Origin of the sequence: Bacillus sp. FSL K6-0923 (genome assembly GCF_038630825.1) — a bacterium.
In the GTDB taxonomy this organism is placed as follows: Bacteria; Bacillota; Bacilli; order Bacillales; family Bacillaceae; genus Bacillus; species Bacillus pumilus.
The window spans coordinates 381104-395721 of the sequence record NZ_CP152044.1; the positions used below are offsets into that span (position 1 = coordinate 381104).

Below are 14618 nucleotides of genomic sequence, written 5' to 3' on the forward strand. Positions count from 1 at the left end.
AACGAAGAGGTGGACATATGAGCAAGCAGAAGATTCAAAAGGTATATCCTTTAACACCCATGCAGGAGGGCATGCTGTATCATGCCATGCTAGACCCTAATTCCTCCTCTTATTTCACACAGCTTGAGCTTGGAATAAGCGGAGAGTTTGATCACGCTCTTTTTGAAAAAAGTCTCAATGAGCTCATACGGACATATGACATTCTCCGTACAGCCTTTGTTTATCAACAATTACAAAAGCCTCGTCAGGTTGTACTTGCTGAACGTCATCTCGATGTGTATAGAGAGGATCTATCACATCTGAATCATCAAGAGCAGCAAATGGTATTGGATCAATATAAAAAACAAGTGAGAAAGCAAGGATTTCACTTAACAAATGATCTGTTATTGAAGGTCGCTGTTTTTCAACTCAATGAAACAAACTGGCATCTGATTTGGAGCAACCATCACATCATCATGGATGGCTGGTCCATGGGTGTTTTAATGAAAAAATTGTTTCATTACTATGAATCTTTTCGGAACGGTCGAACGCCGGATCGCTCACAAGGGAAGCCTTATGCAGATTATATCCAGTGGCTTGGAAAGCAAAATAAACAAGAAGCGGAAAGCTATTGGCTAAAGCGTCTAGATGGAGCGGTTCAGCATCAAGGGCTGCTACAGCAAAAAGAAGCGAATGGGCAATACGACCATCAGGAATGGACGTTTACATGGGATGCTCAAACGGTACAAGCCATTCAAAATGTAGCAAGACAATGCCAAGTGACAGCCCCGAACCTGTTTCAGGCTGTCTGGTCTGTTCTTTTAGCCACCTATCATGCAACTGATGATGTCACATTCGGCACCGTTGTATCGGGCAGACCTCCAAGTGTATCTGGAATTGAGCGCATGGCAGGGCTGTTTATCAATACGATACCCGTTCGAGTGACATTGGATCAGAAGCAGACGTTTAAACAGTTGTTTCAAAAGGTTCAGCAGCATGCACTAGAAGCGGAAAACTATGATTTTATGCCGCTTTATGACATTCAGCAGAAGACAACTGCTGGAGGGCAGCTCTTTGATCATTTGGTTGGGTTTGAGAACTATCCTTTAGATCAGGAGCTGTCTGGTGACACCATGTCTGCACGTCTTGGTTTTTCCATTGATGTAAAGGACGGATTTGAACAAACGAATTTTGATCTAAATGTCCTTGTGTATCCAGGTGAAACGTGGACATTGAAAATCAAATACAACGCCATAGCTTTTGAAGAAAAGGTCATTGAAAACATATCAAAACATCTGACCAATCTCATGAAGCAAATCACCAAAAACCCTGATGTACGCCTTCATGACGTGACATGTATCACGGAAGAAGAGAAGCGACAGATAAAAGCGTGGAATCAGACGGAGCGAGATTATCCGAAGCATCTGTCTATTCCTGAGCTGCTCAATGAACGTATGAAGGCGCAGCCTGACCATCTAGCACTAGTTGAAGGCGACCGAACATTTACGTACGAGGAGCTTGGACAAGAAATCCGTCGTTTAGCTGGCAGTCTTATTGAAAAAGGCGTACAGCCCGGGGATGCTGTGGCGGTGTATATGAACCGATCAGCTGATGCGGTAATCGCCATCTTAGCAGTTCTACACGCAGGGGCAGCTTATGTACCGATTGACCCTTCCCAGCCTGAGGAGAGAATCCGATGGATGCTTGAAGATAGCGGCGCATCCATTTTGCTTCATGCTGATAGTCCGCCGTCAGTTGATGAACAGATCAGGGCTGTACATGTGACGAGTAAGCCTCATCACTCACACATGGATGTATCAATCAGGACGTCTCCATCTCACTTGGCGTATATCATGTATACATCGGGGTCAACTGGACAGCCAAAAGGAGTTCAAATTGAGCATCAGCATATTGTGAGATTGGCTTGCTCTCAGGAGAAATTAGGCTTGACCAAGTCGGATCGTATGGCACATACAGGTGCCGTCAGCTTTGACGCCATTACCTTTGAAATCTTTACCACGCTGCTGGGTGGAGCGACACTGTATCCTGTTGACCGCGATACTTTATTGGATATTCATCAATTCGAACGATTTATCCAAACACATCAGATCACGACGCTCTTTTTAACGACTGGATTATTTAATCAGCTCGCTCAACAGCGACCGCAAATATTCAAAGGGTTAACCACATTAATTACAGGCGGTGACGTGATTAATGTGAAGAGTGCGGAGCTCGTGAAACAGCATCATCCAGCACTTGTTTTACTGAATGCCTATGGCCCAACAGAAAATACAACCATCTCGACCATTTACGAAGTAAGAGGAGATGAAACGGGTCCGATTCCAATTGGTCAGCCGATCAATCATTCGTCGGCTTATATTTTAGATGATGATCAAAGATTGCAGCCAATTGGAGCGCCAGGAGAGCTGTATGTTGGCGGAGATGGTGTCGCAAGAGGGTATTTCCATCGTCCAGATTTGACCAATCAAGTATTCTTGGCAGATCCTTTTAAGCCGTCAGGCCGTTTGTATCGAACAGGGGATTTGGCTCGGTATGACGCAGATGGCCAGATCGAATTCCTCGGACGGACAGATGATCAAGTGAAAATTCGAGGCTTCCGTATTGAGCTTGGTGAAATTGAAACAGTACTTCAGCAAAAAGCGGGCATAGATGATGCGGTTGTGCTTGTCCATTCATTTTCCACAGATGAAAAGGAAATCACGGCTTACTTTACAGGGACAATGACAGAAGAAGAAGTGCGAGATGTATTTAATCAAGAGCTGCCAGCTTATATGGTGCCGCACCATGTGATGAAGTTGAATGCTTTTCCGCTCACATCGAACGGCAAGGTAGATCGAAAAGCTTTACCAAAGCCGGACGAAGCCTATCAGGAGAAAAAGGAAATCATTCCGCCTGAGACGGAGACAGAAAAGGCACTCGCTCAAATTTGGGAGGAGCTTCTTGGAAAAACGGTAGGAGCAGATGAACATTTCTTCATGGCTGGCGGGCATTCTCTCAAAGCGATGATGATGTCTGCGAAGATTCAAGAGGTGCTTCAAAAAGAAGTGCCGATTCAAGTGATTTTTGAGAAGCCGACGATTCGTTCATTAGCGGCATATATCGATCAGGATGGTCAAGAAGAAATGGGGCATCCGATTTTACCAGCAGAGCAGGCGGACGAGTATCCGGTATCACCAGCTCAGCGCCGTTTATATATTTTGCAGACACTCGAACCAGACAGCACGAATTATCATATTCCAATCGTCTTAACACTAGAAGGGACACTCGAATATCAGCGGCTCAAATCAGCGTTCGATCAGTTGATCCAAACGCACGAAATCCTAAGAACGAGTTTTCATATGAATGGAGAAGACATTGTTCAAAGAGTGAATGATTGGACGGCATTTGATCTTCCCGTTCATGATGTCAAGGAAGAAGAGGCGGAAGCATTTCTTTCTGAACAGCAATCTCCATTTGATTTAACTGCTGCGCCTTTATTACGAGCCCAGTTGTTGAAGGTCAGTGAAAACCGTCATCTTCTTGTCTTGGAAGCACATCATCTCATTACAGATGGCAGCTCCATGAAAACGTTTATACAAGATTTGGCGAAGGCCTATGATGGAGAAGCTCTTGCAGAAAGAGTCATTCATTATAAAGATTACGCTGTCTGGCAGTTAAGTGAAGAAGAGACGGAGAAACAGAAGGAGCATGAAGCCTATTGGCTGAAGCAATTCGAAGGAGAATTGCCAGTATTAGAGCTGCCAACTGATTATTCGCGTCCAGCGGAGCGTGATTTTTCAGGAGAACGATTCATGTTTGGCTGTGATCAAGTGACGACTCAGCGGATTCATGACCTGCTTCAGAAAACAGATACGACCATGTACATGTTCTTGTTATCTGCTTTTCAAGTGCTGCTTGCCACCTATAGCGGGCAGGAAGATATCATCGTTGGTTCCCCTGTTGCAGGACGGACACATCCTGATATACAGGACATGCCGGGGATGTTTATCAACACCGTTGCGATGCGCGGAAAACCAGAGCAAACGAAAACATTTTTACAGCTGCTTGAAGAAATAAAAGAAACGAGTGTTGACGCTTTTGCTCATCAAAGCTATCCGCTCGAAGAGTTAATTGCACGTCTTCCGCTAGATCGTGATACAACCCGAAGCCCGCTCTTTAGCGTGTCATTTAACATGCAGAACATGGAGGTTCCCGTACTAAAGCTCGGCGATCTGCACATTTCGCCTTATGCCATTCAGCATCATTCAGTCAAATTTGACTTGTCTCTAGAAGCATTTGAACGAGAGGGAGCATTAAAGCTGAGCTTTGACTATGCAGCGGCGTTATTTAAAGAAGAGACGGTCCGCAGATTCGGAACTCATCTTCTAGCGATTATTCGTGAAGCGGTCCAACACCCGGAGAAACAGATCGGCTTGCTCCGTATCCTTGATCAGCATGAGCGAATAGAGCGGTTGGAGAAAAAAGACGAAGTGCAAACAAATCGTCATGAGCCTTTCCATGTCCAATTTTCACGTCAGGCAAAGGAAACACCAGATGCCATTGCGGTGATGGATGATCAACGGAAGCTCACTTACCGCGAGCTAGAAGACATGTCAAATGCGCTTGTCATTGAACTAAAGATACGAGGCGTCGAGAAAGAAAAGACTGTAGCGCTGATTCTTGACCGCTCTGTCTATGTCATCGTTTCAATGCTTGGTGTGATGAAAGCGGGTGGTGCATTTGTACCAATTGATCCGGCCTTCCCTGCGGAACGTATCAATTACACATTAGAAGATTCAGGTGCACAAGTGATCGTAACAAATGAGTCTCTTGCAGGGGCCTATCAACATCACAAGTCGATTCAAGTTCTGCAGGTTGAAAAAGCAGTACTTCAAAGCCGCACGCTAGATTTGCCGGAAGCATCAGCTGATCAACTTGCGTATGTGATTTACACATCTGGGACAACAGGAAAACCGAAGGGTGTTCAGCTCACGCATCGTAATCTATCACACTACGTGAACTGGCTGACAAATGAGGTGACATTGCAAGAATGCGATCGGACGGCACTGCTTTCTTCTTATGCATACGATCTTGGTTACACAAGCATTTTCCCTGTCTTAAAGGCAGGAGGAACACTGTATGTGCCTCGTGAAGATGTGTATACAGACCCGGTTCGACTCATGCGTTTAATTGATGAACAAGAGCTGACTTATATCAAAATGACACCATCCTTATTTCATATGATAGCAGATTCGAAGGAACATGCATTTAACGCTTTACGCCTTGTCATACTTGGAGGGGAACCAATTGTCTCTGAGGATGTGGAAACATTTATGGAACAGCATCCATGTGTGGCTGTCATGAACCACTACGGCCCGACAGAGACAACCATTGGGGCTGTGACCAAGCTGATTACAAAGCAAGAGCTAGGCACACTCAAGGATCGCTCTGTGATCGGACAGCCAATTGCTCACACAAGAGCGCTCGCACTCAATCGTCAGCAACGCCTCGTCCCATATGGTGCACCTGGAGAGCTTTATATATCAGGGGAAGGTGTATCGAGAGGGTATTTGAATCAGCCTGAATTAACGGCAGAGCGTTTTCTAGAAAATCCGTATTATCCTGAAGAGCGGATGTATCGTACAGGAGATTTGGTCAGACAGCATGAAAATGGAGACATTGAGTTTCTCGGAAGAATAGATGATCAGGTGAAAATTCGCGGGTATCGTATTGAAAAGCAAGAAATTGAGTATGCCGCACGTGCACGATTATCCATTCCAGAGGTGTATGTCAAAGTACTTTATATGTCCCGTTTACCAGAGCTTGCACTTTATTACACATCGCCTGAACCAATTGGAACACTGACGTTTAGAGAAAAGCTTGCGGAGACACTGCCGGATTATATGATCCCAACGTACTTTGTCAAAGTCGACCACATCCCGCTTACTCAAAACGGAAAGGTAGATGCGAAGTCTCTGCCGCTTCCGCACGAGGTGCATATGAATCGCGCGGTGCATGTAGCACCAGAAACGGCACTTGAGCAGACACTTTGCGATATTTGGTCAGAAGTACTTGGGGTTGAACAAATAGGTGTTCATGATCACTTCTTTGAATTGGGAGGTCATTCCCTCAAAGGCATGGTGCTCATATCGAAAATGCAAGCCAAGCTGAACAAACATGTGCCGCTCAAAGTCCTTTTTGAAAAGCCAACGATACGGGCGATGGCAGCTTATTTAGAAGAAGTGAATTCCTCGGACATGACATCCATTCAACCGGCGGAGAAGCAAGATTTCTATCCTGTCTCTTCTGCTCAAAAGCGGATGTATGTATTGCAGCAGCTGCATCCAGAAGCAGTGACTTACCATATGCCTGCCGTATTGATGATGGAAGGCAGTCTTGATGTAAAACAGCTAGAAGAAGCGCTGCAGGCTTTGATCGAACGACATGAATCATTGCGTACAGCCTTTGTAGAAATTGACGGCGTACCCGTTCAAAAAGTCTATCGCCGAGTGCCGTTTACGTTAGAGGTGGTTGAAGTAGAGAACGGTCATGAGCAACCTGTCATAGACGCATTCATCACCCCATTCTCATTACATCAAGCACCATTAATGAGGGCAAAGGTGGCGAAGCTTTCTGATGAGAAATATGTGTTCATGATGGATATGCACCATATCATCGCAGATGGTGTCACACGCAGTCTGCTCATTCAAGAATTGGCAAAGCTGTATGAGAAAAAGACGTTACCACCAGTTCAGCTGCACTACAAGGATTATGCGGTATGGCAGCAGGAAGAAAAGCAGCAAGCGCTGCTTGAGAAACAGCGTCAGTATTGGCTGGAGCAATACGCAGAGCCTCCTGAAGATTTGGCACTGCCACTTGATTTTCCGCGTCCTCATGTACAGTCATTTGAAGGAGACCGAGTCGATAGATGGTTATCTCCTGAGAAGGTGCAGACCATTAAAGCACTCATGGCTGATAAAGGTGTGAGCATGAACATGGTCATGCAAACGGCATTTGCCATTTTCCTTTCCAAATTAACCGGGCAGACAGATATCGTCATAGGCGCTGTTACAGCGGGACGTACGCATGCTTCAATCGAACGGGTTCCAGGCATGTTTGTGAATACACTGGCTCTTCGACATGAAGTACAGCTCGAGGAAACGACAGCACAATTGCTTGAAAAAATGAAAGATCGAAGCCTATCAGCCTATGAACATCAAGAATTTCCGTTTGAGGAATTGGTGGCACAGTTAGATCTTCCGAAAGACACGAGCCGCAATCCATTGTTTAGTGTCATGCTGACAACGGATGACCGTGACATGACGTTACCGAATCTAAATGGACTCAAGCTTTCGCAAAAACAGCAAGAGACAGCTCATGCAAAATTTGATGTAACGCTCGGTGTATTTGAAGAACAAGATCAAGTGGGCGTACGCTTTGAGTATGCAACGGCGCTGTTTAAAAAGAAGACCATTCAGCGTTGGAGTCGATATTTTGAACAAATCATAGACGAGATGCTGGTGAAGCTAAATGAACCAATTTCATCGCTTTCGATCTTAAATGAAGAGGAAAAACAAGAGCTGATCAATGAATGGTCAGGTCCTGTGCTAAATGTACCGTCAGATCAAACCATTCATAAACTGATCGAGGCTAAAGCATTTGAAGCACCGCACCAAAAAGCGGCAACCTTCCGAGGAACGAGCTGGACGTATGAAGAGCTGAACAATCGGGCAAATACAGTCGCTTCAAAACTCATCTCAAACGGCATAAAACGAGGAGACCGCGTCGGTATTCTGACCCGCCCATCGCTTGATATGACGGCAGCTGTCCTTGGCGTTCTCAAGGCAGGTGCGGCATTCGTTCCAATTGATGCGGATTATCCGGATCAGCGTATTGCTTACATGCTGGAAGACTGCGGGGCAGAGGTTCTCCTCATGCAAAAAGGGCTGGCTGCACCATCTTCATTCACAGGTCATGTTCTATTGATAGAAGATGCGGTAGAAGGCGAAGCACAAGACATTCATGTTCATGTCAAACCAACTGATCTCGCCTATATGATTTACACGTCTGGAACGACAGGACAGCCGAAGGGTGTCATGGTTGAGCACCAGTCCCTTGTGAATCTTGCGTTCTGGCACAATGATGCCTTCCAAGTGATCAATGCGGATCGAACCGCCAAATATGCCGGCTTTGGCTTTGATGCCTCCATTTGGGAAATGTTCCCGACATGGATCGCCGGCGCAGAGCTGCACATCATTGATGAAGCGATTCGTCTCGATATGATCAAGCTCAATGCGTATTTCAATGACGAAAATATCACCATTGCATTCCTGCCGACCCAGCTATGCGAGCAGTTTATGTCGATGGACAATCATTCCTTGCGTTACTTACTAACAGGCGGAGACAAGCTAAAACAGGTAAAGCCTGTTCCTTATCAACTCGTGAATAACTATGGTCCAACTGAAAACACAGTCGTGGCGACAAGCGGGATCATCAACCCAGATCAAGGCACGCTTCCAATTGGAACAGCGATTGCCAATACCCGTTTTTACATTATGGGTTCGTTATATGACCTCTCGCCGCCAGGCGTACCGGGTGAGCTTGTGATTGCGGGGAAAGGACTGGCAAGAGGGTACTGGAATCTTCCAGGGGAAACAGAGAAAAGCTTTGTCCCAGATCCATTTTATCCAGGTGAGCGTATGTACCTGACAGGCGATTTAGTGAAATGGACAGAGGATGGCGAGCTGATCTATCTCGGCAGAAAAGACCATCAGGTCAACATTCGCGGCTTCCGGATTGAGCTGTCAGAAATTGAAGCGCAGCTTCTTGCACTTTCGGAAGTCAAAGAAGCAGTTGTGACAACGGTCAAAGATGCCAGCGATCAAGACGCGCTTGCCGCATATGTCATCACAGATGAAGAAACGACTGACCTAAAGGAAAGTCTAAAACGAACGTTGCCAGACTATATGGTCCCTTCATGGATCATCAAGCTAGACCACCTGCCGATGACGGCAAATGGCAAAGTCGATCTAAAGGCATTGCCAGCACCCGATATGGAAGCGAACCAAACGGCATACGAAGCGCCAAGAGATGAAGTGGAAACACTTCTATGCGGTATTTGGGAACACGTGCTTGGCGTCAGCCAAGTCGGCATTCACGATCACTTCTTCTTCCTTGGAGGAGATTCAATTAAAGGCATCCAAATGGCAAGCAGACTCACACAAGCAGGCTGGAAGCTTGATATGAAGCTATTATTCCAGTATCCAACCATTGCCGAGCTGCGCCCATATATCGAAGAAGCTGATCAACTGACAGCCGACCAATCACCTGTCGAAGGGGAAGTCATGTTAACACCGATTCAGCGCTGGTTCTTTGAACGGAACTTTACAAGTCAGCACCATTGGAATCTCTCGATGATGCTTCATGCGCCAAATGGGTTTGACCTTTCGATGACAGAACAAGTGATGCAGAAATTACTTTCACATCATGATGCACTGCGTATGGTATACAGGCAAGAAAATGGCAGCATCCTGCAATACAACCAGCGGGAGCTTACAGAGCCGATTGCGATAATTTCTCATGATGTCTCTAAAGAGAACGACGTGAAAAAAGCCATTTCCACCTATGCCAACGAGTATCAGCGTCAGTTGAACCTCGAAACAGGTCCGCTCATGAAAGTGATCTGTTTCCGTGCAAAAGATGGCGATCACTTACTCATCGTGACACACCATCTTGTCATTGATGGTGTCTCATGCCGAATTTTACTAGAGGACTTTATGTCTCTTTATCAACAGGCAGCCCAAGGACAAACGCTCGTCCTGCCGCCCAAAACCCACTCCTTTAAAGAATGGGCAGAGGCGATCGAACGATACGCACAGTCCAAGCCGTTAAAAAGCCAAAGTGAGTACTGGAATGAGATTGACAGGACGCCAATCACCACTTTACCTGTTGATCGTGAAGTAACGAAAAGAAAAGTTGCGCAAACAAAGGCAGTACAGATGCAGCTTTCAGAGTCCGAAACCGAGCATCTTTTGACCGACATTCATCTACCGTACACAACGGAAATGAACGATATTCTTCTATGTGCGCTCGGTCTTGCTGTTCAGGAGTGGACAGGTGAGTCCCATGTACATGTGCAGCTTGAAGGTCATGGAAGAGAGGATATTTTATCAGGACTGGATGTCTCCCGCACGGTTGGATGGTTTACGAGTATGTATCCAGTCGTACTGAAAGCAAAGCCGGATCAGACCATAGCTGAGACTATTAAAGGAACGAAAGAGATGCTGCGGCGTGTCCCGAATAAAGGGATCGGCTACGGGATTTTAAAATACCTCACAGCCACTGAATCGTCAGGACAGCATGTACAACCTGAAATCAGCTTGAACTATCTGGGGCAGATTGATCAAGAAGTGACGACAGAACTCTTTAGACCGTCCGCCTATGATATGGGACGACAAGCAAGCCCTGATTCAGAAGCTGTCTATAAGCTGAATCTCAGTGGTCTTGTTCAACATAATCGATTCATGATGTCGTGTTCCTATTGTACAGATGAATATGAGGAACAAACGATACAGCAGTTCATGGCATTGTTGAAAGAAAAAATCCAATCCATCATGACTCATTGTTTAGCGCAGCACGAACGAGAATTTACGCCAAGTGATTTCTCTGCTGGTGACCTTGAAATGGATGAAATGGATGACATTTTTGACATGCTTGAGGAGAAATTGACTTAGCAACATGAGATCAGACATAAAAACGGGAAGGGAGGATGAAATAGATGAGTTCATTTAAAAGGGATCAAGTTCAAGACATGTATTATCTGTCACCGATGCAAGAAGGCATGCTGTTTCATACCCTCCATCACCAAGAAAAGGGCTTTTATGTAGAGCAAATGGATATGAACGTAAAAGGCACACTGCGTCATGACTTACTTGAGAAAAGCATGAATGTCATCGTGGAGCGGTACGATATTTTTCGTACCGTATTTCTCCACGAAAAAGTGAAGCGCCCTGTCCAAGTTGTACTGAAGAAACGTCCTTTTACGCTTGATGTGGTGGACATGCAGAAGCTTTCTGAAGATGAACAGCTTGTACGTATTGAGACATTTAAACAACAGGATCAGCTGAGAGGATTTGACCTTTCGAAGGATGCGCTCATGCGGGCAACTGTTTTCCAAACGGGCCCTGCCAGCTATCGCTGGATATGGAGCTATCACCATATCCTTCTTGATGGCTGGTGCTTTGGGCTTGTGGTGCAGGAGCTATTTGCGATTTATCATGCCCTTTTGCATGATATCCCTTACAAGCTGGAACCGGTTAAACCGTACAAAGAATATATTCAATGGCTGGAAAAACAAGATAAACAAGCATCACTTCAATACTGGCAGCAATCTTTAGCTGGGTTTGATGGACAATCTACCTTTAAAGAACAGAGAAAGCAAACGAATGAACACGAATTAGGCGAATTGGAATGGTCGATGAGCAAGGGAGAAACGGCTGCTTTATCAGAGTTAGCGTTCCAGCAAAATGCGACGTTAAGCAGTGTCCTTCAATCAGTCTGGTCAATTTTATTGAGCAGATATCAGCGTTCAAATGATGTGCTGTTTGGCACGGTTGTGTCGGGGCGTCCGGCAGATTTGGCTGGTGTTGACAGAATGGTTGGCTTGTTCATTAATGTCATCCCAAGAAGAATTCAGCTGACAGATGACATGACATTCCGTTCTCTTCTGTCAGTAACGCAGCAGCAGTCTCTTGCGGCCGAGCCGCACCAATACATTCCAATTTATGATATTCAGGCAAAGACAGGTCATCAGCCACTCATGGATCATATTGTCGTGTTTGAAAATGTCCCAGCCGCAAAGAAGGAAGAGCAAGAGGAGCGGTTAGGATTTACTGTGGAAAACATGAATGTGTATGAAAAATCGAACTATGATCTCAATTTGCTGGCATCACCAGGAGAACAATTGCAATTGAAGCTGGCCTTTAATCAAAAAGCATTTGATCCTCAATTTGTTCAACGGTTAAAGGAACAGCTGAGTCTATTGATGAAGGAGGCGGTCAAACATCCTGATCAATCGGTTCATACACTTACACTTGTCACAAAACAGGAAAAGCAGCTGATTCTTGAGGAATGGAATGCGCCCGAGCTTGAGCATGACCAGCTGTATTTGTCGAAATGGTTTGAGCATAATGTCCGCAAACAGCCGAATGCGGTCGCATTATCAGCAGGTGAGCACACGATGACATATGCGGAGCTGAATGAACAAGCCAACCGATTGGCAAGACATTTGCAAAAAAATGGGGTCACGCATCAAACGGTCATCGCCATTTTAGCGGGCCGCACACCTGAACTGATTGTCAGTCTGCTTGCTGTCTTAAAAGCAGGTGCAATCTATGTGCCAATTGATCCCGATTATCCAGAAAGCCGCATTCAATACATGCTTAAAGACAGCGCAGCAACGCATCTACTGACTCACTCATCCTTTATCGGTCAAGTGAAGGCACTTGCGTTTGATGGAACGTATCTGTTTGCAGATGATCAAGAAATTTCACTGATGAGCTCAGAGAATCTGCCGCTTGAAGCAGGCTTACACGATACGGCTTACATCATGTATACGTCTGGTACAACAGGTCAGCCAAAAGGCATTATGACGACCCATTCGAATATTGCCCGGGTGGTCAAAAATACAAACTACTTAACCATTTCAGAAACAGATACACTGCTGTCACTATCCAACAGCGTATTTGATGGCTTTACATTTGATGTGTATGGCGCACTTTTAAACGGAGCGAAGCTTGTCTTGCCGAAAAAAGAGACCATTTTAAACATGGGCGAGCTGACGGGATTGATTAAAAGGGAAAATATTTCTGTCATGTTTGTTCCGACAGCATTATTTAATCTCCTCGTTGATGAAGAAACCGACTGGATGCGCAGTGTGCGCAAGGTGCTGTTTGGTGGAGAGCGGGCATCAGTCCAGCATGTGAGGAAAGCCTTTGCTGTTATGGGGAAAGGCAGACTCATCAATGTCTACGGCCCAACCGAATCAACAGTATTCGCCACTTATTATCCAGTCGATGAGGCTCTGCCGATGGAAGCGCGTTCGATTCCAATCGGAAAGCCGCTCAACCAGACGGGTGCTTATATATTGAGTCAGCACGGACAGCTTCAGCCGATTGGAATGGTCGGAGAGCTTTGTCTGAGCGGCAAAGGGCTTGCAAAGGGGTATTTGAATCGTCCTGATCTGACGAAACAAGCCTTTATCACGCATCCATTCGCTGCGGGAGAAAGGCTGTATCGTACAGGAGACTTGGCTTATTTTCGAGCGGACGGTTTGATTGAGTATGCGGGCAGAGTGGATGATCAGGTGAAAATTCGCGGTCATCGAATTGAGCTGACAGAAATTGAAGCCCACCTTCTCATGCATCCAGGTGTAAAACAAGCGGCCCTTATAGCTGATCAGCATAACACGCAGCATACAAGGCTGCTTGCCTATATGACGTGTGAGGAGGAGTGGAAGGATAAACTCAATGTGATCAGGTCAGGGCTAAAGGAAAAACTTCCGGCTTACATGCAGCCTCATGAACTGATCAGACTTGAGAAAATGCCACTTACGCCAAATGGAAAGGTTGATAAACGTCAGCTGCCAAAGCCAGAGGTGCCTCAAGGAAACCGTCATGTGAAGCTTCCGGTAAATGAGGTAGAACAAAAGCTGCTTGTGATGTGGCGGGAAGTGCTTGAAAGAGAAGATATCAGCACAGATGACCATTTCTTTGAGCTTGGCGGGCATTCATTAAAAGCGATGTCGCTTTTATCTAAGGTGACAAAGGAATTTGATGTTCAAGTGCCTATTCACTTGCTGTTTGAGACACCTACCATTGAAGCAGTCAGCCGTTATATTCAACAGCAGGATCAGGAAGCTGCAGGCTATCTTGTATTCAATGAATCTCAAACGCCAACAGTCTTTGCTCTACCACCATTACCGGGCTATGGCTTTATCTATCAGGAAGCCGCAAAAACGCTTGATGGTATTCGTTTTATCGCCTTTGACTTTATTGAAGCTGATCACCGAATCACGCAATACGTTCAGCATATCCAGCACCTTCAGCCTGAAGGACCACTGACTTTGATGGGTTACTCTGGCGGGTGCTACCTAGCATTTGAGCTTGTTCAATCGCTCGAACAAGCAGGGCGGACCGTCGAAAAGGTCATCATGATCGATTCGTATAAGAAAATAGGAGAAAGTGATTTAGAAGGACGATCCATTGATGACGATATCGCCGCGATCGTCCATCAGTCGAAGCAAAGTGAACTTGCCCAAGCGGAGCTCATTCAAGACGAGCTTGCTCAAAAAACGAGGGCTTACTATGAAGCTTTTGTTAAGGGGGTGAACCAAGGAGAGATACACGCAGACATTGACTTTATCCAATCCGAAGAGCATATTGCGATACCAGAATGGATGGATAAATGGGAAACTGCGACGACCGGCGCTTATCGAGAATTTCAAGGCTTTGGTCAGCACGCCGACATGTTCAAAAACAAAGAATGTGCCGTCCGAAATGCACAGCTCATTAAAGAAATAGTCCATCATAAAAATAGAGAAACAGTCTTGTAAACTTTAGATGAGGCAGGGGTGCACACTG

General features: G+C 45.7%; 2 protein-coding genes. Both read left to right on the forward strand.

Annotation, left to right across the window (positions count from 1 at the left end; translation table 11 throughout):
• The first annotated feature begins 17 nt into the window (after window positions 1–17).
• On the forward strand, window positions 18–10712 hold the full coding sequence (locus tag MHI16_RS01980; protein WP_268467738.1) for a non-ribosomal peptide synthetase: 10695 nt from the start codon (window positions 18–20) through the stop codon (window positions 10710–10712).
• A 44-nt stretch (window positions 10713–10756) separates the two neighbouring features.
• Complete coding sequence (locus MHI16_RS01985; RefSeq protein WP_342498047.1) at window positions 10757–14590, forward strand: amino acid adenylation domain-containing protein; 3834 nt, start codon at window positions 10757–10759, stop codon at window positions 14588–14590.
• The last annotated feature ends 28 nt before the right edge of the window (window positions 14591–14618 follow it).